General features: G+C 66.3%; 23 protein-coding genes. 13 read left to right on the top strand and 10 right to left on the bottom strand.

The genetic code is table 11. The features are described from left to right. Nucleotides 1–28: 28 nt before the first annotated feature. From BW970_RS04715 to hppD, 4 genes are all read right to left on the bottom strand, one after another. Nucleotides 29–592, bottom strand: a complete 564-nt coding sequence (locus BW970_RS04715; RefSeq protein WP_083701138.1) for a biotin transporter BioY — start codon at nucleotides 590–592, stop codon at nucleotides 29–31. A gap of 82 nt (nucleotides 593–674) precedes the next feature. Further along, nucleotides 675–1,343: a GntR family transcriptional regulator gene (locus BW970_RS04710; RefSeq protein ID WP_076529279.1), complete on the bottom strand. Its 669-nt coding sequence runs from the start codon at nucleotides 1,341–1,343 to the stop codon at nucleotides 675–677. Nucleotides 1,344–1,387: 44 nt separating this feature from the next. Then, on the bottom strand, nucleotides 1,388–2,470 hold the full coding sequence (folE2, locus tag BW970_RS04705) for a GTP cyclohydrolase FolE2 (protein WP_076529278.1): 1,083 nt from the start codon (nucleotides 2,468–2,470) through the stop codon (nucleotides 1,388–1,390). Nucleotides 2,471–2,635: 165 nt separating this feature from the next. Continuing rightward, on the bottom strand, nucleotides 2,636–3,736 hold the full coding sequence (hppD, locus tag BW970_RS04700) for a 4-hydroxyphenylpyruvate dioxygenase (RefSeq protein WP_076529277.1): 1,101 nt from the start codon (nucleotides 3,734–3,736) through the stop codon (nucleotides 2,636–2,638). 137 nt (nucleotides 3,737–3,873) lie between these two features. On the opposite strand from hppD, the gene BW970_RS04695 reads away from it, so the two are divergent. The 4 genes from BW970_RS04695 to BW970_RS04680 all read left to right on the top strand — a co-directional run bounded on the left by BW970_RS04695 (nucleotide 3,874) and on the right by BW970_RS04680 (nucleotide 8,548). Beyond that, nucleotides 3,874–4,329, top strand: coding sequence for an Lrp/AsnC family transcriptional regulator (locus BW970_RS04695; RefSeq protein ID WP_076529276.1), 456 nt, complete (start codon nucleotides 3,874–3,876; stop codon nucleotides 4,327–4,329). Between the two features lie 69 nt (nucleotides 4,330–4,398). Beyond that, nucleotides 4,399–5,808, top strand: a complete 1,410-nt coding sequence (locus BW970_RS04690; RefSeq protein ID WP_076529275.1) for an FAD-binding oxidoreductase — start codon at nucleotides 4,399–4,401, stop codon at nucleotides 5,806–5,808. 72 nt (nucleotides 5,809–5,880) lie between these two features. Beyond that, complete coding sequence (locus BW970_RS04685) at nucleotides 5,881–7,836, top strand: calcium-binding protein (RefSeq protein WP_076529274.1); 1,956 nt, start codon at nucleotides 5,881–5,883, stop codon at nucleotides 7,834–7,836. Between the two features lie 100 nt (nucleotides 7,837–7,936). Continuing rightward, complete coding sequence (locus tag BW970_RS04680; RefSeq protein ID WP_076529273.1) at nucleotides 7,937–8,548, top strand: 50S ribosomal protein L25/general stress protein Ctc; 612 nt, start codon at nucleotides 7,937–7,939, stop codon at nucleotides 8,546–8,548. 65 nt (nucleotides 8,549–8,613) lie between these two features. On the opposite strand, the gene BW970_RS04675 is transcribed toward BW970_RS04680, so the two are convergent. Next, on the bottom strand, nucleotides 8,614–8,940 hold the full coding sequence (locus BW970_RS04675) for a heme-degrading protein HmuQ (protein WP_076529272.1): 327 nt from the start codon (nucleotides 8,938–8,940) through the stop codon (nucleotides 8,614–8,616). A gap of 185 nt (nucleotides 8,941–9,125) precedes the next feature. On the opposite strand from BW970_RS04675, the gene pth reads away from it, so the two are divergent. From pth to BW970_RS21220, 6 genes are all read left to right on the top strand, one after another. Then, nucleotides 9,126–9,821, top strand: coding sequence for an aminoacyl-tRNA hydrolase (pth, locus tag BW970_RS04670; RefSeq protein WP_076530108.1), 696 nt, complete (start codon nucleotides 9,126–9,128; stop codon nucleotides 9,819–9,821). Beyond that, on the top strand, nucleotides 9,818–10,858 hold the full coding sequence (locus BW970_RS04665) for a DUF2332 domain-containing protein (RefSeq protein WP_076529271.1): 1,041 nt from the start codon (nucleotides 9,818–9,820) through the stop codon (nucleotides 10,856–10,858). The genes pth and BW970_RS04665 overlap by 4 nt, the downstream gene beginning before the upstream one ends. A gap of 104 nt (nucleotides 10,859–10,962) precedes the next feature. Continuing rightward, nucleotides 10,963–11,934, top strand: coding sequence for a metal ABC transporter solute-binding protein, Zn/Mn family (locus BW970_RS04660; RefSeq protein WP_076530106.1), 972 nt, complete (start codon nucleotides 10,963–10,965; stop codon nucleotides 11,932–11,934). Then, nucleotides 11,931–12,689 (top strand): metal ABC transporter ATP-binding protein, encoded by a 759-nt coding sequence (locus BW970_RS04655; RefSeq protein WP_076529270.1) that lies wholly within the window; start codon nucleotides 11,931–11,933, stop codon nucleotides 12,687–12,689. The genes BW970_RS04660 and BW970_RS04655 overlap by 4 nt, the downstream gene beginning before the upstream one ends. 166 nt (nucleotides 12,690–12,855) lie before the next feature. Further along, complete coding sequence (locus BW970_RS04650; protein WP_076530104.1) at nucleotides 12,856–13,965, top strand: metal ABC transporter permease; 1,110 nt, start codon at nucleotides 12,856–12,858, stop codon at nucleotides 13,963–13,965. Continuing rightward, entirely contained in the window at nucleotides 13,965–15,137 is a 1,173-nt protein-coding gene (locus tag BW970_RS21220) for a metal ABC transporter permease (protein ID WP_076529269.1), read from the top strand. The genes BW970_RS04650 and BW970_RS21220 overlap by 1 nt, the downstream gene beginning before the upstream one ends. On the opposite strand, the gene BW970_RS04640 is transcribed toward BW970_RS21220, so the two are convergent. Together BW970_RS04640 and BW970_RS04635 are read right to left on the bottom strand one after the other, a co-directional pair. Further along, nucleotides 15,083–17,197 (bottom strand): acetate--CoA ligase family protein, encoded by a 2,115-nt coding sequence (locus BW970_RS04640; protein WP_076529268.1) that lies wholly within the window; start codon nucleotides 17,195–17,197, stop codon nucleotides 15,083–15,085. The two genes, BW970_RS21220 and BW970_RS04640, sit on opposite strands and share 55 nt — an antisense overlap. A 9-nt stretch (nucleotides 17,198–17,206) precedes the next feature. Next, nucleotides 17,207–18,355 carry an acyl-CoA dehydrogenase family protein gene (locus BW970_RS04635; protein WP_076529267.1) on the bottom strand — a complete coding sequence of 383 codons (1,149 nt, stop codon included), beginning with the start codon at nucleotides 18,353–18,355 and terminating at the stop codon, nucleotides 17,207–17,209. Between the two features lie 320 nt (nucleotides 18,356–18,675). On the opposite strand from BW970_RS04635, the gene BW970_RS04630 reads away from it, so the two are divergent. Genes BW970_RS04630 through BW970_RS04620 form a run of 3 tightly spaced genes read left to right on the top strand, consistent with a single transcriptional unit; the run spans nucleotide 18,676 to nucleotide 21,627 of the window. Then, the gene (locus BW970_RS04630; RefSeq protein WP_076529266.1) at nucleotides 18,676–19,785 is read left to right on the top strand and encodes a C4-dicarboxylate TRAP transporter substrate-binding protein; all 1,110 of its coding nucleotides are present in this window, start codon (nucleotides 18,676–18,678) and stop codon (nucleotides 19,783–19,785) included. A gap of 7 nt (nucleotides 19,786–19,792) precedes the next feature. Continuing rightward, a complete protein-coding gene (locus BW970_RS04625; protein WP_076529265.1) occupies nucleotides 19,793–20,326 on the top strand; it encodes a TRAP transporter small permease in 534 nt (177 codons plus the stop codon). After that, the gene (locus tag BW970_RS04620; RefSeq protein ID WP_076529264.1) at nucleotides 20,323–21,627 is read left to right on the top strand and encodes a TRAP transporter large permease; all 1,305 of its coding nucleotides are present in this window, start codon (nucleotides 20,323–20,325) and stop codon (nucleotides 21,625–21,627) included. The genes BW970_RS04625 and BW970_RS04620 overlap by 4 nt, the downstream gene beginning before the upstream one ends. Nucleotides 21,628–21,806: 179 nt before the next feature. Here BW970_RS04620 and BW970_RS04615 read toward each other — a convergent pair whose 3' ends face one another. Genes BW970_RS04615 through BW970_RS04605 form a run of 3 tightly spaced genes read right to left on the bottom strand, consistent with a single transcriptional unit; the run spans nucleotide 21,807 to nucleotide 24,242 of the window. Next, entirely contained in the window at nucleotides 21,807–22,601 is a 795-nt protein-coding gene (locus BW970_RS04615; protein ID WP_076529263.1) for an IclR family transcriptional regulator, read from the bottom strand. A 58-nt stretch (nucleotides 22,602–22,659) separates the two neighbouring features. Beyond that, a complete protein-coding gene (locus tag BW970_RS04610; protein WP_076529262.1) occupies nucleotides 22,660–23,436 on the bottom strand; it encodes an enoyl-CoA hydratase/isomerase family protein in 777 nt (258 codons plus the stop codon). Beyond that, complete coding sequence (locus BW970_RS04605) at nucleotides 23,433–24,242, bottom strand: SDR family oxidoreductase (protein WP_076529261.1); 810 nt, start codon at nucleotides 24,240–24,242, stop codon at nucleotides 23,433–23,435. Before BW970_RS04605 ends, BW970_RS04610 begins: the two co-directional genes overlap by 4 nt. Between the last annotated feature and the right edge of the window lie 75 nt (nucleotides 24,243–24,317).

Raw genomic sequence — 24,317 nt, 5'->3', positions numbered from 1 at the left:
CCTGATCGCCCCGGCATCTGTGCAAGGCTCAGGCCTTGCGCGCCTTCCACTGGCGCAGCCCGGCCAGGCCCATGCAGGCCAGTGCCAGCTTGACCGCATCGCCCAGCACGAACGGCGCCAGCCCGGCCGCAATCAGTTTCGACGCGGGCACAAAGGTCGCCAGCCAGCTCAGGCCCACGACATAGACGGCGGCGGTGCCTGCCAGCATCGCCAGCGCCTGACCCGCCCAGCCGCGCCCCTGCGCCAGCCAGCCGGTGACACCGGCTGCCACCAGCATCCCTACCAGATACCCGCCCGTCGGCCCCGCCATATAGGCCGGCCCTGCCGCCCCTGCCGCTGCAAAGACCGGCAGCCCGGCCATGCCTGCGGCCAGATAGCTGCCCATTGCCGCCACACCAAGGCGCGGCCCCAACCCCGCCGCGATCACCAGCACGGCAAGGGTCTGAAGCGTCATGGGAACGGGCCAGAACGGCACCTGCACCTTGGCCCCCAGCGCAATCAGCGCGGCGGCGGCCAGCACGAGCGCCAGAGTGCGGCCCATCGCGGCGGGCTGGGTCAGGGTTTGGGGTTCGGAACGCGGGAACGATGACATGCGGATCCTCCGTCGATAGATGTCTGCTCTATCTATATTTTCGACGAGAGTTGGCAGGATCGGCAATCAAGATTATAGATAATTATCCGGAAATCTCGTAAGTTCCTCGTGGGTCGGAATTTTTTGTGCCCGGCTTGCGCTTGCCGATCCAGCCGACATGCCGCGCCAGGGTGGCGCAGGCCAGATCGGTCTGGCCGCGGGACAGGGCGTCCAGAATGGTCCGGTGGTCGTGATCGGTGCGCGATTCCCAGTCTTGCCGCCAGGCCGCCAGCAAGAAACGCGCGCTGGCCGCTTGCAGGTCGTCGATGGTTTTCAGCAGGCGCGGCATCTGGCACGGCATCAGGATCATCTGGTGAAATCGGCGGTTGGCCGCCTCCCAGCCTCGGACATCGGTTGCGGTGTCACACAGCCGTGTAACCTCTTCAGCCTGCGCAAGAATTGCCTTGGTCATATGCGGCGCGGCATGTCGCAGGGCCAGCGATTCCAGGCTGGCGCGCATCTCGGCCACCTCGCGCAATTCGGCAATGTCGAAATCGGTGACACGCACCCCGCGCCGGGGCAGGTTCTCGGCCAGGCCCTGCGCCTCCAGCTGGCGAAATGCCTCGCGGACGGGAACATGGCTGGCGCCGAATTCGGTGGCGATATGGTCCTGCCGCAAGCGGACGCCGGGCGCGAGGTCGCCCGAGATGATCCGGTCTGCAAGGATCCGCGCGATCCGCGCGGCATGGGTTTCGGTGGGCTGGGCTGTCATGGATTATAGATAACCCGGCCCACCGCATCTGTCGATCTGTTTGGCTAGCCGCGATGGATCAGGCTGGCGAACAGATGCGGATCCAGACTGCTGCTGGCAAAGGTCGGCCCTTCGGTCAGCACGCTGACCGCATCATGGCTGTGCAGGCTTTCCTGATGGCTCGCCACGACGCGGAAATCGCCGATCCGGCCATCCTCGCGCAGGGCGGCGCAAAAGCTGCGGGCGGCATCCTCGACAAAGATCGGATTGGCGGCGTTCAACTCGGCAAAGGCCTGTTCATCCTCGCGTTTGACCATCACCTGGGTTTCCGTTGGAATGGCGCGGCGTGCGAGGTCGATCAGATCCTCGAACCACAGCGTTGCATCGCCGGCCACCTCGACCGACAGCCGGGCGACCGACCGCTGCGCATGGGGCGTGGCCAGTTGCCCACGGGTTGCCCGCGCATGTTCGGACAGTTCCAGCGAACAGGGGCAGGTCGAGGAATAGACGTAATCCAGATGGACCAGCCGCTTGCGCACCCCGCCCTGATCGACCAGTTCCAGCGCGATGTCATAATATTGCCAGCCCGACAGGCCCGAACGCAGGCTTTCCATCCGCATTGGCCAGGACAGGCGCATCTGGATCCGGGCATCGAAACTGTCCAGATCGCGGCGGTAATCGTCCAGCACCGCCTCGATCACGCCGAACGAGAATTGCCGCTCGGCATGGGTGTAGAAGGACCGCATGATGCGGCTCATGTTGATGCCCTTCTTTTCCGCCTCCAGGCTGACAGTGCCAGTGACCGAGGTTTCCAGCATCACAGGCCCGCCATCGCGGGTGCGGTAGTGAAGCGGCAGGCGAAAGTTCGAGATGCCGACATGCTGGATCGTCGCCCGCGCCCCGCGGATCAGGCTGGAGGGGCCGTTCTGCAAATCCGGCAGCGTGGCCTTGTAGGCCGCATCGGGGCGAAATCCGGCAGGATAGTCACGGCGCAACGCGCCCCCCGCCAGCACAACCCCCAGCGCGGGATCCAGCGTCGCCACCTCGTCGGCCGGGGTCTGTTCCGCCCAGCGGCGCAATAGCGCAAGGGCGGCCTCGGCCTCGCTCCGGGCGGGGTCGCGGTCAATGGCAGGGGTGTGGATCGTCATGGCTGTCCCTCCTGGCGCATGGGCGTGAGGGAGATACGGCCATTCGCGGCAGCCGGATCATTTCAGCCCCAACATCTGTGCACGCCATGTGCTTGCGACAGATATAGACTGCGGGGGGCCATGGGCCAAGGGCGCCGGGGCAGGAACCCGCCCCGGCGCGACAGATCAGTCGGCGGTCAGCACGCCGCGCTCGATCTGGTCGCGTTCGATGGATTCGAACAGCGCCTTGAAGTTGCCTTCGCCAAAGCCATCATCGCCCTTGCGCTGGATGAATTCAAAGAAGATCGGCCCGATCACGGTTTTCGAAAAGATTTGCAGCAGGATCTTGGTTTCGCCGCCATCCACCACGCCTTCGCCGTCGATCAGGATGCCATGTTTCATCATCCTGTCCAGCGGTTCGGTATGCCCGGTCACGCGGCCATGGCTGAGGTCGTAATACGCCTTGGGCGGTGGTGGCATGAACTTCAGCCCGCGTTCGGCAATGGTGTCGGTGGTGGTGTAGATGTCTTCGGTTCCCACGGCGATATGCTGGATCCCCTCGCCATTGTAGCGGCGCAGATATTCGACGATCTGGCCTTTTTCGCCGCGATCCTCGTTGATCGGAATGCGGATGCGGCCGCAGGGGCTGGTCAGCGCGCGGCTGGTCAGGCCGGTGAACTTGCCTTCGATGTCGAAAAAGCGGATTTCGCGGAAGTTGAAGATGTCGCCGTAAAAGCGGAACCACACATCCATATTGCCCTTGTGGACGTTATGGGTGAGGTGGTCGAGGTAGTAGAATCCGACGCCCGCAGGCTTGGGCGCGGCGGTAAAGTCGAATTCGGCCGCATAGGGGCCCTTGAGATCGCCGCCATAGGCATCGGTGAAATAGATCAAGCTGCCGCCGATCCCGATGATGGCGGGCAGGTCCATCGTCTTGCCCGGCCCGTCGTAAGAGGTGGCACCCTTGGCCACGGCACGTTCATGCGCCTTGAAACGGTCCACCACCCGCCAGCACATCGACGGCGCGCAAGGCCCATGTTCCTCGACAAAGGCGCGGGCATGGCTGCCGGGTTCGTCGTTCAGCACATAGGTGATGTCGCCCTGCTGCCAAAGCTCGATCGCCTTGGACTTGTGCCGCGCGGTCAGGGCATAGCCCATACGACCGAACAACTCGCGCAGCTTTTCCGGTTCGGGGTGGGCGAATTCGACGAATTCGAACCCGTCGGTGCCGGCGGGATTCTGTTCGGTGATCTGCGCGCGGGGGGCGGCGTGGGGAAAGGGGCCCATGGGTATGTCCTCCGGTTCCTGGGGTTAACCTGAGTTTGCCGCATATGTTGCAAGGAATGCGCGCATTGTGGCTGGAGATCTGTGCCGATGATGCGCAGAATATGCGTGAATGGCGAATAAGGTGCGGGATTCACGCAATGCTGGACGAGATCGATTCGCGGTTGCTGGCCGAGGTGCAGAAAGATGCCACGCTGACCTCGGACGCGTTGGGCACCCGGTTGGGGTTGTCAGCCAGCCAGGCGGGGCGGCGGCGCCAGCGGCTGGAGGCCGAGGGCTATATCACCGGCTATGCCGCCCGTGTCAGCCCCGACCGTCTGGGTCTGAATGTGCAGGCCTTTGTCCAGGTGCAGATGGCCAGCCACGACCCCAAGGCCGCGCAGGCTTTTGCCGGGCTGGTGGCGCTGCGCCCGGAAATCATCAGCGCCTGGACCCTGACGGGCGAGGCGGATTATCTGCTGCGCGTCTGGTGCGCGGATCTGCCGGGGCTGAACCGGCTGATCCATCAGGTTTTGTTGCCGCATCCGTCAGTGTCGCGGGTGCAAAGCCAGATCGTGATGGACCAGTTCAAACCCGACGCGCCGTTGCCAACCTGACCGCTGGCGGTTGCGCGCCCTGCGCCTGCGCGCTAGCCATGGGCGCGACAGTGACAGCGGAGACCGCCCGTGTTGAACCCGGCCGATGAGCATTTCGTGGCAACCCTTGCCCAAAGCCTGCCCGAAGGCACCATTCGCGCCCCCGAGCCGCGCCATCTGGAAGAGCCGCGCAGCCGCTGGGCCGGTCTGGGCGGCTGTGTGGCGCTGCCCCGGTCCACCGCCGAGGTGGCGTCGGTGGTGCGTGCCTGTCAGGCGGCCCGCGTCGGCATCGTGCCATGGGGCGGTGGCACCGGGCTGGTGGGCGGCCAGGTGATGGCCGAGGGCCCGGCCCCGGTTATCCTGTCGCTGGAACGGATGAAGGCAGTGCGCGGCATCTGGCCATCGGAAAACGTGCTGATTGCCGAAGCCGGCGCCAAGCTGGCCGAGGTGCGCGCGGCGGCCGACGGGGCGGGGCGGATGTTCCCGCTGTCGCTGGCCTCCGAGGGGACATGCAGCATTGGCGGCAATCTGGCCACCAATGCGGGGGGGGTCAACGTGCTGCGCTGGGGCAATGCGCGCGATCTGTGCCTTGGGGTCGAGGCGGTGCTGGCCGATGGCAGCATCCTTGGCGGGCTGAAGCGGCTGCGCAAGGACAACACCGGCTATGACCTGCGCAACCTGCTGATCGGGTCCGAGGGCACGCTGGGCATCATCACCGCTGCCAGCCTGCGGCTGGTCGCGCCGCCGCCGGTGACGGGGGCCGCGCTGATGGTGGTCGAGGGGCCGGAGCAGGCGCTGGAGCTGCTGGCGCTGGCCGAGGCGCTGGCGCCCGGCTGCGTGTCGGCGTTCGAGCTGATCCACCGCACCGGGCCGGACTTTCTGGCCGAAACCATGCCCGACCTGCGCCAGCCCTTTGCCGAGCCGCCCGAGTGGCTGGTTCTGGTGGAACTCGGGTTGCCGCATGGCCTGTCGGCGGCAGAGATGCTGGAGGATCTGTTCGGGCAGGGGGCCGAGGCGGGGCTGGTCAGCGATGGGTTGATCGCCCAGTCGGAAAGCCAGCGCGCCGATTTCTGGAACCTGCGCGAGAATATCCCCGAGGCGAACCGGCTGATCGGCGCGATTTCCTCGCATGATGTGGCGCTGCCGCTGTCGGAACTGCCCGGCTTCATTGACGAGGCGGGACAGGCGCTGGCGGCGATGGGGCCGTTCCGCATCAACTGCTTTGGCCATCTGGGCGATGGCAACCTGCATTACAATGTCTTCCCGCCCAAAGGTGCGGCCCGCGCCGACTTTGCCGGGCAGGCATATGCCATCAAGGAACTGGTGCACGACATCGTCCATGCGCGGGGCGGATCGGTCAGTGCCGAACACGGGCTGGGCCGGGCCAAGACCGGCGATCTGGCCCGCTACGGCGATCCGGCGCGGGTGGCGGCGATGCGCACGATCAAGGCGGCGCTGGACCCGGCGGGGATCCTGAACCCCGGCGCGGTGTTGGTGTAGCGCGCAAGGCCCTTGCGGTCCCCGGTGAGATCGGGATGGTAGAGCAACGCCTACTGGAGCGGAGGGAACGGCATGAGCGGCATCGGCGCAGTACGCGGATCGGTTTTCCACGGGGTCCCGGAAGGGGGCCAACTGACCGAAGGCGCCGACACTCTTTACGGAGGCGCACTGGTGCAAGATGTCGATGCGCTTGGCGGTGACGACCTTCTGGTGTTGGATTTTTCGGAAAGTCAGACCAAGGCCGAGTTCAATATGGGCCGGTATTCGAACCTTGACTGGGTAATCGGAGACGAATTCAATTCTGATGCCGTCGCGCGTGGGTTCGAGCGGCTTCGCCTGACCGGGTCGAACCGTTCCGACTTTGTCGAAGGCCCGATGGGTGAGGCCACGCTGAACGGAGGCGCGGGGGATGATTATTTCTTTCTGCGCGGCGGCAACAATGTCGTCCGTGCGGGGACGGGTGATGACGAGGTTGAAGGTGCGCGCCTGACCGACCGGGTCAGCGGCGGCGCGGGTTTCGATATCCTGACCCTCAACCTCTCGGAGTCAGAATTCGGCGTCGTGATCGACCGCGAGTTCAAGCGCGCCCAATGGACGGGTATCGAACTGATTGGTGGCCGACTGACCAAGCATGACGATATTTTTGTCGAGGGCGCACGGCTGGATCGTTCCCGGCATGGGACGGCAGAGGCGCCGCTGAACGCCGGTGACGGGGATGATTTGCTGGTTCTTGACTATTCCCGGCTGCCCGATGCAGGGGCGATCCGTTCTTCGATGTTCGACATTTCTACCGGCTTCACCCATGTGTCCATCAACCTCAGGAACCTTGGCTGGCGTAGTTCCGGCGATCTGATCGCGTTCGAGCGGTTCGACATCACCGCGACCTCGGCAGCTGATGACATCGGGCTTTACTCGGGAAGCGGCATCCTGCGTGCAGGTGCGGGCGATGATACCATCTATGTAGCGCCCTATGCCGATTTCGAGGTATTGGGCGGCGCAGGGAACGATACGATCCGCATCAGAAACCTGAGCACCGTTGTGCGCGGGGGTGCAGGCGATGACCTGTTGATCCTGGCGCTCGACGGGTCGGACCATGCGCCGGTTGCCTTGGACCTTCGGCATGGTGCTCACCAGTTCCAATGGTCTGGTGTCGAGGCGGTCAGTGGTGTTTTGACCGGAGGCGACGACAGCTTTGCAGCGCGGGATTATGTCGGGGACTTTGACGGGAACGATGGTGTCGATTTTCTGACGCTCGATTATCGCGGTGGCGTCTGGCGCGATGTGCGTTTCGAGGGTCAGGTGAATTACCAGACAGGAGGCCGCCAGAATGTCGGTATCCTGACTGCGACCGCCACAGAAAGCGGAGTGCAACACAAAGGCAAACTGGAACGGTTCGAACGGTTCGACCTGACCGGCAGTGCCGGTGCCGATACGCTGGGCGCGGCCGACGCGGCGGATACGCTCAGGGGCATGTCCGGTGATGACGTGCTGATGGGACTGGGCGGGGCGGATCGAGTGTTTGGCGGTGGTGGGCACGATCGGCTGAATGGCGGGGCCGGGGACGACCTGCTGAAAGGCGGCAGGGGTGACGATCGCGTTAGCGGGAGTGAGGGACAGGACAGCCTGTTCGGTGGACGTGGCCAGGACGTGCTTGGCGGAGGCGACGGCGAAGATCTGCTCTACGGCGAGGCAGGTGACGATTGGCTTGGCGGCGGTAGTGGCAACGATACGCTGTTCGGCGGGGCAGGTGACGATCAGATCTTCGGTGACTTTGGCGACGATTCCATGTTCGGCGGTGCGGGGGCCGATAGGTTTCTCATTGATATCGAGTATGGGTTTTCCGGCAGGGACCGGATTGCCGATTTCGATGTGACTCAGGACAAGCTGGTGTTTCGCAGTTGGTGGGGAGAGAAGCTGATGCGGATCTCGGTGCACGAGGAGGGCACGCGCGTCGGCTGGGACGGGGGATCGATCTTGCTTGAAGGGGTAGCGATCGGTAGCCTGACAGAGGACAACATCGTGTTCTGAAGTCGGCATTTCCGCTTTCCTTCCTGCCCGTTCCCCGCTATAGCCGCGCGGTCGCGCCGCACACCCTTGGAGGGCGGCGGACTGTCAAAGGAGAAAGACAATGGCTAAAGAGATCCCGGATCTCATCGCCGAGGTTCGCGCGGGGACAGGCAAGGGGGCCGCCCGCCAAGCTCGTCGTGACATGAAGGTTCCCGGTGTGGTCTATGGTGGTGGCACCGATCCGCTGGCGATCCAGTTGAACTACCACTATCTGCTCAAGCGCCTGAAGGCCGGCCGCTTCCTGTCGACCCTGTTCAACCTCAAGGTCGAAGGTCAGGAAGATGTGCGCGTGATCTGCCGCGGCGTGCAGCGCGATGTGGTCAAGGATCTGCCGACCCATGTCGATTTCATGCGTCTGCGTCGCACCAGCCGCATCAACCTGTTTATTCACGTCGATTTCATCAACCAGGACAAGGCGCCTGGCCTGAAGCGCGGCGGCACGCTGACCATCGTGCGCCCGGAAGTGGAACTGGAAGTCACCGCCGGTGACATCCCGGATCACATCACCGTGGATCTGGAAGGCAAGCAGATCGGCGACGTCATCCACATCAACGATGTGGTGCTGCCCAAAGGTGTGACGGCCACCATCGACCGCAACTTTGTCATCGCCAATATCGCGGCCCCGTCGGGCCTGCGTTCGGCCGATGCCGAAGAGGCTGCTGCCGAAGAGTGATCTTTCCCCATCGGGGATTTGCGGCGGCGCGGAGGGCAACCTCCGCGCCGTTTGCATGTGCAGGCTCAGGCGGCGGCCTGCGCGTCGATGACCTGCACCGAGATGAACAGCTCCAGCTCTGGCCGGTCGGCATAGATGTCGCCATGCCCGCCTGCGCCGCGATGGGCGCTGCGGAACGCCTCGGATTTGGTCCAGGCGGTGAAATCCGCCTCGGACCGCCACATCGTATGGCTGGCGTACAGCGTATGGGTTTCGGTCGTGGCCCCCTTCATCAGGTGGAACGAGACAAAGCCCGGAACGCTGGGCAACTGGCTGTCGCGGCCGGTCCAGACGGCCTCGAATGCGGCTTCCTGGCCGGGTTTCACCTTGAAACGGTTCATGGTCAGATACATGGGATCCTCGCAGGTCTGGCGGAGTTTTCGGGCTGGATTGCCGGGCGACGGGGGCCGGCTGTCTGGCTGCGGTGCCGACAATCGGGGCTGGTGGCGCAGCGGTCAAGGGGGCGCCGCGCCGCAGGGGGTTGCTTGACGGGTGGCGGGGCATGGGCCACATCAAGGGCAGGCGGCAGGAGATTGCGATGAAACTTTGGGTCGGTCTGGGCAATCCGGGGGCGAAATACGCGGGCAACCGGCACAACATCGGCTTTATGGCGGTGGACCGGATCGCGTCGGATCACGGCTTTTCCGGCTGGAAGCGCGGGTTTCAGGGGCTGGTGGCCGAGGGGCGGCTGGGCGGCGACAAGGTGCTGCTGCTAAAGCCCGAAACCTTCATGAACCTGTCGGGCCAGTCCGTGGGCGAGGCGTTGCGGTTTCACAAGCTGACCCCGGCTGACCTGACGGTATTCCATGACGAACTGGATCTGGCGCCGGGCAAGATCCGGCTCAAGCAGGGCGGGGGCCATGCGGGGCACAATGGCTTGCGCTCGATCCATGGCCATGTCGGCGAGGCCTATGGCCGGGTGCGATTGGGCATCGGGCATCCGGGCCATAAGGATGCCGTGGCCTCGTATGTGCTGCATGACTTTGCCAAATCCGATCAGGACTGGCTGGACGATCTGTTGCGTGGAATTGCGGATGGCGCTTCGGCGCTGGCCGATGGCGATGGGCCACGGTTCCTGAATGCGGTCAATGCGCGGCTGGCGCCCCCGCCGCGCCCGCATCGCCCGGCGCCGGGCGCCGAAGCCGCGCCGACCAAGCCCGCAGCCCCGGCTGACGAGGCAGCGCCGGAGCCCGCCAAATCCCCCTTGCAACGATTGGTGGAGCGGTTTCGATGACCCCGCAAGAGGCATTTCGGGATCAGGCGGTCAGTTGCGAAGGCCTTGGCTCGCCGCTGACGGCGCGGCTGTGCCGCCTGTGTGCCGACCGGCTGGAACGTGGCCAGGTGGCAGATGCCGTGCTGGGCTGGGACGGCGACGCCAGCAGCCGCGGCGATTCGGTGCCGTTGCGGTTGATGGGGGCGCTTCATGCGCTGGTGCTGACCGGGGCCGATCGGGCCTTGGCCGATGCCTATGGCGCGGCGGCGGCGCTGTCGGACGATCACCTGTGGCGCGTCCTCGCCGAGGCGCTGGAGCGCCATCAGGATCATGTCCTGCACTGGCTGCACAGCGCACCCCAGACCAACGAGGTGCGCCGGTCGGCGGCGCTGATTGCGGCAGGGCATTGGCTGACGGCGCGGTTCGGCCTGCCATTGGTGCTGTCGGAACTGGGCGCCAGCGCCGGGCTGAATCTGTTGTGGGATCGCTGGCGGCTGGACGGCCCCGCCGGAGTGCTGGGCCCGGTTGACGGGCCGGTCGTGCTGAAGCCGGACTGGCGCGGCGCTGTGCCGGTCTGCGCCCCGCCGCAGGTGGTGGACCGGGCGGGGGTGGATCTGAACCCGCTGGATCCGGTGGCGGACCGGCTGCGCCTGCTGTCCTATGTCTGGGCCGATCAGGCCGACCGGCTGGAGCGTACCCGCGCCGCGCTGGATGTGGCCGCCCGTGACCGGCCGCCGGTCCAGCGCGGCGATGCGGTGGACTGGCTGGCGGAACGCTTGGCCTTGCCCGTGCCGGGGCGGTTGCATCTGGTGGCCCATACCATCGCCTGGCAATATTTCCCTGCCGCCGCACAGGCACGGGGAGAGGCGCTGCTTGCCGAATATGGCGCCCGCGCCACGCCAGAGGCACCACTGGCCCGGCTGGGGATGGAGGCGGATGGTTCGGGCCAGCCCGGCGCGGCGCTGACGCTGGACCTCTGGCCGTCGGGCCAGCGTATCACGCTGGGCCGGGTGGATTTTCACGGACGCTGGATCGACTGGCAGGCGCCGCCGCCCTGACGCGCGGCCCGGCCCGACCCATGGCGGGGGCAGGCGATGCGAAAGGGGGTTGTCAGCTACATTGAGAATGATTATCAATCTCAATGTAGATTGGGGAGATGGATATGCAGAGGGCAGTGAAGGCGGGGATTCTGGTTGCGGCGCTGACAATGGCCGCTGGCCCGGTGCGCGCCACCGGACCGGAGCCGGTGCCGGTTCTGGCCACCGTGGGAATGATCGGCGATCTGGCGGCGACCGTCGGGGGCACCTGCGCGGCGGTCGAGGTGCTGATCGGGCCGGGCAATGACCCGCATCTCTATCAACCGCGCGCCTCGGATATCTCGCGGCTGCAACAGGCGCAGGTGGTGCTGCATCAGGGGTTCAATCTGGAAGGGCGCCTTGGCGCGGTTCTGGCACGGCTGGAACGTGACCGGGTGGTGATGGCGGTGGGCGAACGGGCGGTGCCTGTCGATCTGCTGCTGGAGGCTGATGGCGCGATCGACCCGCATCTGTGGATGGATGTCACGCTTTGGGCGCGTCTGGTTCCGGTGATCGCCGAGGTTCTGGCGGTCGAGCGCCCCGACTGCGCCGCCGACATTGCCGCGCGCACAGAGGTATTTGCCCGGGAACTTGTCGCGCTGGATGGCTGGGTGCGACAGACCATCGCCAGCATCCCCGAGGCGCAGCGCGTGCTGGTGACGGCGCATGATGCCTTTGGCTATTTCGCGCGCGCCTATGGTGTGCGGGAAGTGGCGATCCAGGGCTTTTCCACCGAATCCGAGGCGAGTGTGGCCGATATCCGCGATGTGGCCTCCGAGGTGGTGTCCAGCGGCGTGCCCGCCGTCTTTGTCGAAAGCACGATCAACCCGCGCACCATGCAGGCCATGCTGGAGGCCGTCGCGGCACAGGGGGCGCAGGTCGGCCTGGGCGGCGCGCTGTTCTCGGATGCGATGGGCGAGGCGGGCACGCCCGAGGGCAGCTATATCGGCATGATCCGGTCCAACGCCCTGACCATCGCCGGGGCGCTTGGCGGCACGCCTGCGCCCTGGCCCGAGGACCTGGCCGCCTGGGCCGAACGATACGGGGTGGCACCATGACCGGGACTGACCTGCACGAACCGCATTTCGCGCTGCATGTCGAGGATCTGACCGTCGCCTATCGCCACGCGCCGGTGCTGTGGGACATTGATCTGGATGTACCGCCCGGCGTGATGTGCGCGGTCGTCGGGCCGAACGGGGCAGGCAAATCGACGTTGCTGAAGGCCGCGCTGGGGCTGGTGCCGCCCGTCGCCGGGCATGTGCGCTTTTTCGGCCTGCCCTATGCAAAGGCCCGGCAGCGCGTCGGCTATGTGCCGCAACGCTCGACCGTGGATTGGGACTTTCCGGCAACCGCGCTGGATGTGGTGCTGATGGGGCTTTATGGTCGGCTGGGCTGGTTCCGCCGCCCCGGCAAGGCCGAACGCGCCCAAGCGCTGGCCGCGCTGGAGGCCGTGGCCATGGCCGATTTCGCCGCGCGCCCGATTGCCGATCTGTCGGGCGGCCAGCAACAGCGCGTCTTTATCGCCCGCGCCCTGGTGCAGCAGGCGGATCTGTACATTCTTGACGAGCCGATGGCCGGGGTCGATGCCGTGACCGAAGCCGCCATCGTCGCCCTGCTGAAAGGGCTGCGCGACAGTGGCCGGACGGTGATCGTGGTGCATCACGACCTGCAAACGGTGCAGCGGTATTTCGACTGGCTGGTGATGCTGAACATCCGGGTCATCGCGCAAGGGCCGGTGTCGGAGGTTTATACGCCCGAGAACCTGCGCCGGGCCTTTGGCGGGCGGGTGGCGTTGATCGGGGGCGAGGCATGAGGCGGCATCGGTCCGCCGGGCGGGGCTGTGGCGTCCTGCCGCCGTTGCCGGGCGGCGCGCGGCGTGGCGCCGCGCCGGGGGGCGCTGCCCCCCGGACCCCCTGGGGTATTTGGGGCAAGATGAAAGGGGGCGCCGGGCTGGCTGTCAGGTCGGGGGGCCGTTGGGCATGACGCCGGGGCTGGATCATACGCTGGGCATCGTGGCGCTGGGGGCGGCGGTGCTGGGGGCGACCGGGGGGATGCTGGGATCTTTTGCGGTATTGCGGCGCCAGAGCCTGTTGGGCGATGTGCTGGCCCATGCGGCCTTGCCGGGGCTGTGTCTGGGATGGCTGGTGGCCGGGCGGTCGGTGGTGCCATTGATGACCGGCGCCTTGCTGGCCGGCGGCTTGGCGGCGCTGTCGGTGCTGGCGGTGGGGCGGTTCACCCGGTTGAAGCCGGATGCGGCGCTGGGGATCGTGCTGTCGGTGTTCTTTGCTGCCGGTGTCGTGATGCTGAGCCATGTCCAGGCGGTGGGCGGGGCCGGGGCGGCGGGGCTTTCGGCCTTTCTGTTCGGGCAGGCGGCAGCGATGTTGCAGGCCGATCTGGTGGCGATGGCGGTGGTGGGCGGGGGCGCGGCCGTGCTGGTGGCTCTCTTTTGGAAGGAGATCGCGGCGGTGTGTTTTGACGCGCCTTATGCGCGGGCGCTGGGCTTGCCGGTCGGGGCCATCGAGGCGTTGCTGACGCTGCTGATGGCGATGGCCATCGTGGTGGGGTTGCAGATGGTGGGGGTCGTGTTGATGACCGCCATGTTGATCGCGCCTGCGGTGGCGGCGCGGGTCTGGGTGTCGCGTCTGGCGCCGATGGTGGGTCTGGCGGCGGTGTTCGGTGTGGTGGCCGGGGTGGGCGGCGCGGTGCTGAGTGCGGGGGCGCGCGGTCTGGCGACCGGGCCGGTCGTGGTGCTGATTGCGACGGGGATTGCCACCGTGTCGTTGTTGCTGGCGCCGGGGCGCGGGGTGGTCTGGCGGCTGGTGCGCAACCGGCGCCTTGCGGCGCGGCTGGAAGGGTTGCGGGTGCTGGATACCCTGCGCGCCGTGGCGCAGGCGCATGGTGACCCGGACTATCCGGCCCAGACTGGCATGATTGCGGCGGCCCATGGTCTGCCGGTGGACCGCCAGTTGCGGCAGTTGCAGGCCGAGGGGCTGGTGGCAGCGGTGTGTCATCCACCCGAGGCGGCGCAGCATTGGGTTCTGACGCCCGAGGGCCGCGCGCGGCTGGCCATGGTCGGGGAGAAGGCGTGATGCTGGCCGAGGCGCATGTGGCGATCTTGCTGACCGGGGCGCTTGTCGGGGTGGCGGCGGCACCGCTGGGGCTGTTTCTGGTGTTGCGCGGGACAGCGATGCTGACCGATGCCGTATCGCATTCCATCGTGCTGGGCATTGTCATCGTCTGGTTGCTGACCGGCGCCACCTCGGGGCCGGTGCAGATGCTGGGGGCGGCGTTGGCAGGGGTGGCGACGGTGGCCGTGACCGGCGCCTTGCAGCGTTCGGGGCTGGTGCGGTCGGATGCGGCCATCGGGTTGGCGTTTCCGGCGCTGTTTGCCGCCGGGGTCTTGTTGATCAACCTCAATGCACGGGATGTGCATCTGGATGTCGACAGCGTTCTTTTGGGCGAGATCGGCTTTGTCTGGCTGGACACGATGCGGATCGCCGGGGTCGAGGTGCCGGTTTCGGTGGTGACGCTGGCCGTGGTCGCGGTGATCAACATGGCCTTTGTCGCCGCCTTTTGGAAAGAGTTGACGCTGGGCAGTTTCGATCCGGCGCTGGCGGCGGCGCTGGGTCTGGCGCCGGGGCTGCTGCATCAGGGGTTGCTGGTGCTGACCTCGGTGACGGCGGTGGCGAGTTTCGATGCGGTGGGGGCGATCCTGTTCATTGCCTTTGCCATCGTGCCATCGGCAACGGCGTTGTTCCTGACCGACCGCCCTGCGCGGGCGTTGGGGCTGGCGGTGATCGTTGCGGGGCTGGCGGCGGGGGTGGGGCAGTGGCTGGCGTTCCGACTGGATGTGTCCATCGGGGGCATGATGGCGGTGACGGCGGGGGGGCTGTTCGTGATGGCGCTGGGGCTGGCGCCCCGGCGTGGTGTGCTGGCGCGGCTGATGCGGCGCCGGGCCGAGGCGGCGGACCAGCAGGCGCGCACATTGGTGGCCCATCTTTTCACCCATGAGCATGGGCCCGAGGCGGCCACCGAATGTTCGGGGGCCGCGCTGTCGGATCATTTGCGCTGGCCACCCGATGTGGCGGCACGGGTTGTCCTGCATGGGCTGGACCGCGGCCTGATCGAGCGTCATGGCGAGGTGCTGGCGCTGACCGGCAAGGGCCGGGCGGTGGCACAGGCGATCTTTGACCCGCTGGGGCATGGTCAGTCGGGGGGCGCGCCCGGCTCTATCAGCGCATCCAGTGCAAAGGCGCCCTGACCCAGCGGCAATACCACCACCGGATTGAGGTCGATGCTGCCGATCCGGCTCCCCTGGCTGGCCGCAAAGACCGATAGCGCGGCCAGCGCGCGCGCCGCTGCGGGAATGTCGGCCGGGGGGCGGCCGCGCGCGCCGGTCAGCAGGGCCGCACCGCGCAAGGACAGGATCATGCGTTCGGCCTCTGCTGTCGTGACCGGGCACTGGCGCAGGGCGACATCTGCCAGCACCTCGGTGAAGATGCCGCCAAGGCCAACCATGGCGATGGGGCCGAACACCGGATCCGCCTTGATGCCCATGATCAGTTCGGTGCCGCCGACGATCTGGCGCGCGACAAGCACGCCGTCGATCTGTGCCTCTGGCCGGGCGGTGCGGGCGCGTTCGATCAAGGTGGCAAAGCTGGCCCCGACCTCGGTGGCGCTGGAAATGCCCAGCAGGACGCCGCCGATTTCCGTCTTGTGGGCAATGTCGGGCGAGACGATCTTCATCACCACGGGAAAGCCCATGGCCTGGGCAGCGGCCCCGGCCCCGGCGGCATCGGTGCATAGCTGTTCGGGTGCCGCCGGAATGCCATGGGCGGCCAGCACCGCCTTGGCCGTGGTCTCGGTCAGCGGGCCTGCGGGCAGGGGCGCGGGGGCGGGAAGGGCCGGGCGGGGCGCTGGCGGGGCGCCAAAGGCGGCGCCCAGCCGGATCATGGCGCCGACGGCGGCCACCGCCCGCGTCGCATCTTCAAAGACCGGCACGCCGATGTTGGCATAGCGCCGCCGTTGTGCCTCGTTCACCACGGCGACCAGCACTTGCAACCGTTCGGGCCAGCGGTGCCGCATCTGGGCCAGCGTGTCGAACAGGGCGGTTCCAAAGGGTTCGGTCCCGGCGATCTGGGCAAAGAAGCTGAGGATGGCGTCATAATCGCCTTCGTCCATCATCGCGCCAAGAAAGCTGTCCAGCAACGAATGGTCGTTCACCAGATGCGCGGTGCAATCCAGCGGGTTGCGAAAGGCGGCAAAGGGGAGCACCGCGCGCAGGCGGTCCTGGGTGGCCTGAGGCATGGCGGGCATCTCTATGCCATGCGCTTCGGCGGCATCGCTCATCAGCACGCCCGCGCCGCCCGAGACGGTCATCACCCCCAGCCGGTTGCGGGACGGATAGATGCCATGGGCGGCCACTTCGGCGAAATCCAGCAGTTGTTCGGCAGAATCGGCCCGGATCGCCCCGCTGTCACGAAACACCGCATCGGCCACCAGATCATCCCCGGCAATCGAGGCGGTATGCGATTGGGCCGCATGGCTGCCAAGCGCGCTGCGCCCCACCTTCATCAGGATCACCGGCTTGCGCGCCGCCCGTGCGGCGGCCAGCCCGGCCAGCAGGGTGGGGCCATGCTTGATGCCCTCCATATAGGCGACGATCACCTTGGTGGCCGGGTCAGAGGCCAGCCAGCCGATCACCTCGCCGACCGACACATCGGCCTCGTTCCCGGTCATCACGCACAGCGGCGCGCCAAGGCCCCGGTTGCGCGCCAGCGTGGCGATATGCGAGCCGAAAGCGCCCGACTGGCTGACGATGCTGATCCCGCCATCATGGGGCCAGCCGGTTTCGAAGGTGGTGGTAAAGCTGGCGTAGAACCGTGTGCGCCCGTTGAACAGGCCCAGCGAATTGGGGCCAAGGATCCGCAGCCCGTGGCCGCGCGCGGTGGCGACCAGCCGGGCCTGTTCGGCGGCGCCCGCCTCGCCCATCTCGGCAAAGCCGGAGGAAAACACGATGGCGGCCCTTGTGCCGCGCTGCCCCAATTCGGCCAGCGCGCCTGCGACATGGGCGGCGGGCACGGCCAGGATGGCGGCTTCGGGCACCTCGGGCAGATCGGCGATGCTGGCATGGGCGGTCAGGCCCTGCACCTCGGTCCGGCCGGGGTTCACCGGAAAGATGCGCCCGGCATATCCCGCCTCCAGCATCCAGCGGATCGGGCGCCCGCCAATCCGCGACGGATCGGCAGAGGCGCCGATCACCGCCACCGAACGCGGCTGGATCAGCGCGCCGAGCGAGGCAAAATCATGGGTTCTGTCCATTCTGTCCCCCTAGACCGGCAGGCCAAGCACGGCCTTGGCCACGATGCCGCGCTGGATTTGCGAGGTGCCACCCGCGATGGTCGAAGGGCGCGACTGAAAGAAATGCGTCGCGGCTTCGGCCTGATCCGTATTGGCATCGGCGATCACCCCGGCCTCGGCGCTCAGGGACAGCATTTCCTCGGTCACGCGCTGATAGATTTCAGAGCTGAGCAGCTTGAGGATCGAGGCTTCGGCACCCAACTGGCCGCCCTGTTTGGCAAAGTCGGAGTAATCGGCATACAGCGACAGGAAATCCTCGTAATCCAGCCGCAGTTTCATATGCCGCTCGCGTGCGGCGATGGCGTCGGGGGGCAGTGCCTCGACCATCTCTGTCAACTGGTCAAAGGCGCCACGCACATAGCGCGGGCTGCCGACAAACAGCCGTTCGTGCCCCAGCAGCGCCTTGGCGACTGTCCAGCCCTTGTGCAGTTCCCCCACCAGCCGGTCGCGCGGCACCTGCACATCGTCAAAGAACACCTCGCAGAATTCCAGCTCGTCCGACAGGGTGCGGATCGGGCGCACGGTAATGCCGGGCCAGGCCAGATCGACCAGGAAAAAGCTGATCCCCTCTTGCTTGCGCGCGGGGTTCGGGTCGGTGCGGGCCAGCATGAACATCCTGTTCGACTGATGGGCCATCGTGGTCCAGATCTTCTGGCCGTTCAGCACCCAGCCGGTCGGGGTTTCCACCGCCGACAACCGCAGCGATGCCAGATCCGACCCGGCGCCGGGTTCGGAATAGCCCTGGCACCAGACATCCGCGGCAGAAAGGATCCGGGGCAGGAACTGCGCCTTCTGCGCCTCGGTGCCGAACTGCATCAGCAAGGGGCCCAGCATTTGCAGCCCCATCTCGTGCAGGCGCGGCACGCCGATGGCGGCCAGTTCCTCGGCAAAGGCGATCTGATGCGCGGTGTCCAGCCCCATTCCGCCCCATTCCACCGGCCAGGCGGGCGCGATCCAGCCCTGTTGCGCCATGCGGCGGTTGTAGTCGGCCACCTCCTGCGGGCCGACACGGCGGGCCACATGCAACAGCTCTGACGGAAAGGCCTGGGTGACGAAGGCGCGAATCATCGCGCGGAATTCGGTCTCGGGCATGGCGTTGTAGTCGGGCGGTATGGTCATCCGGGGAACCTTTTCCACTGCGGCTGGGCGGGTTTGGCAGGAATATGTTCAGTATGCAGAACAGTTTAGCTGCATATCTGGACGCAGACTAGCGCCGCTGGCCGGGATGGTCAATTATAAGAACGTCATTTTATTTCTTGAACGATTGCCTGCCGACTGCTAACCCGGAGATGGGCAAGCCGGATCTGACGCAGGTCTCCCTGCCGATCCGTCTTTCCCCTGTCGGCCGAACGCGGCGGCGTTCAGAACCGTGACGGCCGATGTCTTGCTGGTGGACATGACAATCAGAGCCGCAGCACAGCGGCGTCAGGGAGGAAAGAATGGGATTGCAACTTTGGGCGGCGCTGGGCAGCGCTCTGGGCGTGTTGGGGGCGGTCGGCATGGCCGGGGCCGATACGATCACCTACGGCAGCTATCTGTCGTCACACCATGCCACCAATGTCACCAGCGTCGAGCCCTGGATGCGTGCGGTGGAACAGCAGACCGGCGGATCGCTGACCTTTGTCCTTGCCGCAGACGGTACGCTTGTCGGCGGGCGCGATGCGCTGGCGGGGATCCGCGACGGGCTGGTCGACATGTCGATGATCGTCGATTTTTATACGCCGAACGAACTGGTCACCAGCTCCATCCTCACCGAACTGGCGCTTCTGGGCGCGGACGAGGCGGTGATGACGGCCGCCGTCACCGAAATGCAGCTTCTGCATTGCCCGACCTGCGACACGGAAGCCGCAGACAACAACCTGCATGTGATGGGCATCTATGCCAGTTCGCCCTATCACTTCATCTGCAACAAGAAGTTCGAAAAGGCCGAGGATTTTCGCGGTGCCCGTGTGCGCGCCACCGGTTCCTGGGCGCATTTCGTGACCTATCTGGGCGGAACGCCGGTCAATGTGACTTCGGGCGAAATGTACGAGGCGTTGCAGCGCGGTCAGGTGGATTGCACCTTGATCAACGTTCCGGCACTGACGAACTATTCGCTGCTGGAAGTGGCGAAATACGTGATCGACATGCCGATCGGCACCTTTCATGGCGGCCATGTCTACAACATGAACACCAATGTCTGGGCGCGCCGGTCGTCAGAGGAAAAAGCGGCCATGCTGGGCCAGGTGCCCCAGGCGCTGGCCAATCTGGTCGAGGGCGCCATCCGCGAGAATACCAACGCGCGGCAAAAGGCGACCGAGGCGGGCGTGACCTTCCTGCCTGCCGATCCCAGCCTTGAAACCGCCCTGGCCGAGTTCCAGAAGAACGAACTGACCCGCGTGGCCGATCTGGCGCGCAGCCGCGGCCTGTCCGATCCCGATCCGGTGTTTGCCACCTTCCAGGAGGTGATCGCCAAATGGGACGGTATCGTTCAGGAAACCGGCAGCGACTGGGCCGCCTATGCGGCGCGGATCCAGTCCGAGGTGTTCGACAAACTCCCGGCGGAATGAGCGCGGGATGTCCGGCACCTCCCCCCGCCAGGGCAAGACACCGCCTGAATCGCGCGCTGCCAACCTGCTGATGTGGGTTGGGGCGCTGGCCATGATCGCCATGATGCTGCACATCTGCGCGGATGTCGTCGCGCGCAAGCTGTTCGGCGCACCCATCGTCGGAACGCTGGAGTTCGTGACCTATCTCTACATGATCTCGGTGGTGTTCCTGCCGCTTGCTGTCACCCAGGTGGATCGCGGGCATGTCATCGTCGAGGTGTTCTCGCAGCACCTCGCACCGCCTGCATTGCACCGGCTGGACATCTTCGCCCAGATCGTCACCGCGATCTATGTGGGGTTCGTCGCATGGTGGGGCGCGCGGGAGGCGCTTCGCGCCACCCAGCGCGGCGAGGTGATCGCCATCGTCGGCTGGGACGTGCCACTCTGGCCGACGCGATGGATCCTGGCCTTTGGGCTGGGGGCGATGCTTCTGGTCGTCGTGGTGCAGATCGGGCGGTCGCTGCGCCGCCCACCGCTTCGGGACAAGGAAAACGCAACGTGACACCGCTGACGATCGGATTTCTCGGGATCGGCGTGCTGCTGGTGCTGCTGGCGCTGCGCGTGCCCATTGCCGTGGCCCTGGGCGGCGTGTCGCTGGTCGGGATCGGCATGGTCCGCGGCATGGACGCCGTCTTTGGCGCCGCCCGCAGTATGCCCTATACCTTCATTGCCAAATGGGAATTGTCGGCGGTGCCGATGTTCCTGCTGATGGGGGCCATCGCCTATCATTCCGGGCTGACGGCCGGGATCTTCCATGCCATGCGCCTGTGGCTGTCGCGCCTGCCCGGCGGGCTGGCGGTCGCCACCAACTTTGCCAGCGCGGGCTTTGCCGCGGCCTCCGGGTCCAGCATGGCGACTGCGGCCTCGATGGGGCGCCTCGCCATCCCGGAAATGCTGCGCTACCGCTATGATCCGGGGCTGGCCACCGGCGTGGTGGCGGCCTCGGGTACGCTTGGCTCGCTGATCCCGCCCAGCGTGCTGCTGATCATCTTCGGCATGATGACCGAAACCTCCATCGGCAAATTGTTCATTGCCGGGGTGCTGCCGGGGATCCTGACGGCGGTGGTCTATGCGGCCATGATCATCGGGCGCTGCGTGGCCAATCCGGCCCTTGCCCCCACGGTGCGCGAGGATCTGACCTGGGGCCAGCGGTTCCGGGCGCTGCTGGGCGTCTGGCAACTGCCGGTCCTGGTGGCGATCGTCATCGTCTCGATCTATGGCGGCTATGCCACCACGACAGAGGCGGCGGCGGTCGGGGCGATGGCGGCCTTTCTGATGGCGGCCTTCAAGGGCGCGCTGAACCTGGGGATGATCCGCGAGTCGGTCTGGGAGGCGCTGCGCAGCACCGCGACGGTGCTGTTCATCTCGCTGGGTGCCATCCTGTTCAGCCGCTTCCTGACCTTTTGCGGCCTGCCGCAATACATGGCGGGGCTTGCGCGCGGGCTCGAAGTCAGCCCGATCCTGCTGATGATGTTCATCGCCTTTGTCTATCTGGTGCTGGGGATGTTCCTTGATCCCATCGGGTTGATGCTGCTGACGGTGCCGATCTTTCTGCCGTTCTTCACCGCAGCGGGATTCGACAAGATCTGGATGGGCATCATGGTGATCAAGTTCATCGAGATCGGGTTGATCACACCGCCCGTCGGATTGAATGCCTTTGTCGTGAAGGGGGTCGTCGGGGATCGTGTGGCGCTGGGCACCATCTTTCGGGGCTTGGGCTGGTTCATCGTGGCCGAGGTGCTGGTCGTGCTGTTGCTGGTGATCTTTCCGCAGATCGTAATGGTGTTGCCGAACCGGATGTAGTCAGGGCGCGCGTGTGCCCCCTTTGCGCTGATCCAGATCGCCCTGAGGGGCAAGGGGCGGCATTGCCGGTCAGGCAGGGGGCGGCCCCCCACTGGCCCGTTCCGGGCCATCAGCCATTCGCCGTCCAAGACGGGCTGGATCAGCGCAAATGGGCGCTGGCGCCACGCGACGGCACAGGGCTACAGGGCCCTGGTGTCTCCGATCCGGCCCATGACCCCCGAGATTTCCTGCGCGGTCCGGCAGGTCATGGCGATCAACTCGTCCGAGCGGGCGCGAAACCGTTCGGTGGGCACGCCCAGCACCACGGCAGCCACCAGCCCGCCGCTGCCGGTGACAGGCGCGGCGACCGCGCTCAGGCCAAGGGTCGATCCGGCGGTGGTCACGCAATAGCCATCGCGCCGCACCTCATCCAGCGCGGTTTCGATCTCGGCCCGGTCGGTTCGGGTGTGGCTGGTCAGGGGGACAAGCGGCGTGCGGTCCAGATAGGCGCCGACAAAGGCCAGCGGCATGTTGGCCAGCAGCGCCAGCCCGCCCGCCGTGGCATAAAGCGGCCTGCGGTCGCCGACCGTGGCGGCAAAGCGCAGCGCCTGACGCGATTCCGCCTTGGCGATATAGACGAAATCGTCCTTGGTGCTGGCGATTTCCGACAGCATGGCCGTTTCGCCCGAGGTTTCGGCCAGCCGCTCCAGGATGGGCAGGGCCACTTCGGGCCATCTGCGGCGGGCAAGGATGGCAGAGGCCAGGCTATAGGCCCCCGACCCCAGCCGATAATACCCTTCGGCATGATCGACATAGCCGTTCTGCACCAGCGCCCGCATCAGGTTGAGCACGCTGCTTTTCGGCGTGTCGATGTCTTTTGACAGGGCGGCCAGCGTGCGGCCGTCGTCGGATTGCGCCAGGGTTTCCAGAATGCGCAGCATCCGGTCGGCTGACCGGGGCGAGGCATAGGCCGTGGCGTCGCTGTCCTGTTCCATTCTGGTCTCCTCTGAGAACTGTCGGTTTATAGCGTCCTGCGCGCGGTTGCGACAGGGATCACCGGCCCGAGAATTCGGGCGGGCGCTTGTCGCGGAACGCGCGGGCGCCTTCGCGGAAATCCTCGGTGCCAAAGACCACCGCCTGGCCCAGTTCCTCGCGCACAAGGTAGCTGTCGAAGGTGTCGGCCATCCCCAGGTTCATCAGCCGTTTGGACAGCCCCAGCGACACGCCCGGCCCGCGTGCCATGCCTGCGGCCATCTTCATGGTGTCCTCCAGCAGGGTGTCATGTGCGAACACCCGGCTGACCATGCCGATGGCCAGCGCCTCGGCAGCATCGTAGCGGCGCAGGGTCAGCACGAAATCCTTGGCCCGCGCCATGCCGATGATGCGGGGCAGGGTATATAGCAGCCCCAGATCCGGCAGCACCCCCACCTTGGGAAAGCCAGAGGCGAACCAGCCCCGGTCAGAGGCGACGATCACATCGCCCAGCATGGCCAGCGAGGCCCCGGCCCCGACAGCCGCGCCGTTGACCGCCATCACCACGGGTTTTTCCACCGCGGCCATCGCGCGGATGAAGGCGTGCGAGTCCGCCATGCGCTGGCGGGTGGCGACCGTGCCGGGCGTGCTGTCGATGCTGCGCAGATCGCCGCCGGCACAGAACACCTCGTCCTGGCCGGTGATCACCAGAACGCGCTGCGCCGGATCGGTGGAAAATCCGGCGATCCCTTCGGTAAAGGCGGCCTTCATGGCGGGCGACAGGGGATTGCGTTGCTCTGGCATGTTCAGGCGCCACAGCGCCACGCCATCATGCAACTCTCGGATCATCGGGGTCATGTCTGGGCTCCGGTTGAGGTGGGTTCAGGGGTGCCGGCATAGTTCCGCCCGCCCAGCAGCGAGACGCCGCCATCGGCCGGGATCAGGGCGCCGGTGATGTAGCTGGCCAGCGGCGAGGCAAGGAACATGGCAAGGTTCGCCACATCCTCGCACTCGCCGACCCGCCGCAGGGGCACGCGGGCGGCAAAGGCGTCCTGCTCGTCCGCGGCCACCAGTTTCGCCAGCCCGCCGGTGCCTGCGATCGGGCCGGGCATGATGGAATTGACCCGCACGCCCAGCGGCCCCCATTCCATCGCCAGCACCCGCATCACCTGGTCCAGCCCGGCCTTGGCAGCGCAGGCATGAACCTGCATCGGGGCAGGCGAGGTGGATTGCGGGGCCGAGATGTTGATGAACGAGGCGCCGGGCCTGCGGGCATGGTCAAAGCCGGCGCGCATCACGTGGAAGGTGCCGATCAGGTCGATGTCGATCACCACCTTGAACCCGTTCGACGACAGATCCAGCGCGGGGCACAGGAAATTCCCCGCCGCGCCCGAGACCAGCACGTCAAAGGCTCCCAGCGCCTGATGCGCCTGTGTCATGGCCGCCTGCACCTGATCCATATGGCGGACATCGCCCGTGAGGCCCAGCACCTTGCCGCCATGGCGTGCAAGGTCCGCCTGGGCCTGGGCGACCCTGTCGGGGTTGCGGCTCATCACGGCGACATTCGCCCCGGCGGCCGCGAATCCATGGGCGATGCCAAGGTTGATGCCGCTGGTGCCCCCGGCGACGAAGACCGTTGCACCGTGAAAATCGAAGCTTGGCATGGCGATTCCGTTCGAAATATGAAATGATATTCACATTATTGACCAATGATGCCGCACCATGCAATAGCTGATGGC

This window comes from Gemmobacter megaterium, from assembly GCF_900156815.1.
In the GTDB taxonomy this organism is placed as follows: Bacteria; Pseudomonadota; Alphaproteobacteria; order Rhodobacterales; family Rhodobacteraceae; genus Wagnerdoeblera; species Wagnerdoeblera megaterium.
Note: the sequence above shows the minus strand (reverse complement) of the source record. Positions and strands in the feature narration are given on the sequence as shown.

Coding starts and splice junctions, on each gene's coding strand:
- BW970_RS04715 (WP_083701138.1), bottom strand. CDS start 592: ATGTCATCGTTCCCGCGTTCCGAACCCCAAACCCTGACCCAGCCCGCC.
- BW970_RS04710 (WP_076529279.1), bottom strand. CDS start 1,343: ATGACAGCCCAGCCCACCGAAACCCATGCCGCGCGGATCGCGCGGATC.
- folE2 (WP_076529278.1), bottom strand. CDS start 2,470: ATGACGATCCACACCCCTGCCATTGACCGCGACCCCGCCCGGAGCGAG.
- hppD (WP_076529277.1), bottom strand. CDS start 3,736: ATGGGCCCCTTTCCCCACGCCGCCCCCCGCGCGCAGATCACCGAACAG.
- BW970_RS04695 (WP_076529276.1), top strand. CDS start 3,874: ATGCTGGACGAGATCGATTCGCGGTTGCTGGCCGAGGTGCAGAAAGAT.
- BW970_RS04685 (WP_076529274.1), top strand. CDS start 5,881: ATGAGCGGCATCGGCGCAGTACGCGGATCGGTTTTCCACGGGGTCCCG.
- BW970_RS04680 (WP_076529273.1), top strand. CDS start 7,937: ATGGCTAAAGAGATCCCGGATCTCATCGCCGAGGTTCGCGCGGGGACA.
- BW970_RS04675 (WP_076529272.1), bottom strand. CDS start 8,940: ATGTATCTGACCATGAACCGTTTCAAGGTGAAACCCGGCCAGGAAGCC.
- pth (WP_076530108.1), top strand. CDS start 9,126: ATGAAACTTTGGGTCGGTCTGGGCAATCCGGGGGCGAAATACGCGGGC.
- BW970_RS04665 (WP_076529271.1), top strand. CDS start 9,818: ATGACCCCGCAAGAGGCATTTCGGGATCAGGCGGTCAGTTGCGAAGGC.
- BW970_RS04660 (WP_076530106.1), top strand. CDS start 10,963: ATGCAGAGGGCAGTGAAGGCGGGGATTCTGGTTGCGGCGCTGACAATG.
- BW970_RS04655 (WP_076529270.1), top strand. CDS start 11,931: ATGACCGGGACTGACCTGCACGAACCGCATTTCGCGCTGCATGTCGAG.
- BW970_RS04650 (WP_076530104.1), top strand. CDS start 12,856: ATGACGCCGGGGCTGGATCATACGCTGGGCATCGTGGCGCTGGGGGCG.
- BW970_RS21220 (WP_076529269.1), top strand. CDS start 13,965: ATGCTGGCCGAGGCGCATGTGGCGATCTTGCTGACCGGGGCGCTTGTC.
- BW970_RS04640 (WP_076529268.1), bottom strand. CDS start 17,197: ATGGACAGAACCCATGATTTTGCCTCGCTCGGCGCGCTGATCCAGCCG.
- BW970_RS04635 (WP_076529267.1), bottom strand. CDS start 18,355: ATGACCATACCGCCCGACTACAACGCCATGCCCGAGACCGAATTCCGC.
- BW970_RS04630 (WP_076529266.1), top strand. CDS start 18,676: ATGGGATTGCAACTTTGGGCGGCGCTGGGCAGCGCTCTGGGCGTGTTG.
- BW970_RS04625 (WP_076529265.1), top strand. CDS start 19,793: ATGTCCGGCACCTCCCCCCGCCAGGGCAAGACACCGCCTGAATCGCGC.
- BW970_RS04615 (WP_076529263.1), bottom strand. CDS start 22,601: ATGGAACAGGACAGCGACGCCACGGCCTATGCCTCGCCCCGGTCAGCC.
- BW970_RS04610 (WP_076529262.1), bottom strand. CDS start 23,436: ATGACCCCGATGATCCGAGAGTTGCATGATGGCGTGGCGCTGTGGCGC.
- BW970_RS04605 (WP_076529261.1), bottom strand. CDS start 24,242: ATGCCAAGCTTCGATTTTCACGGTGCAACGGTCTTCGTCGCCGGGGGC.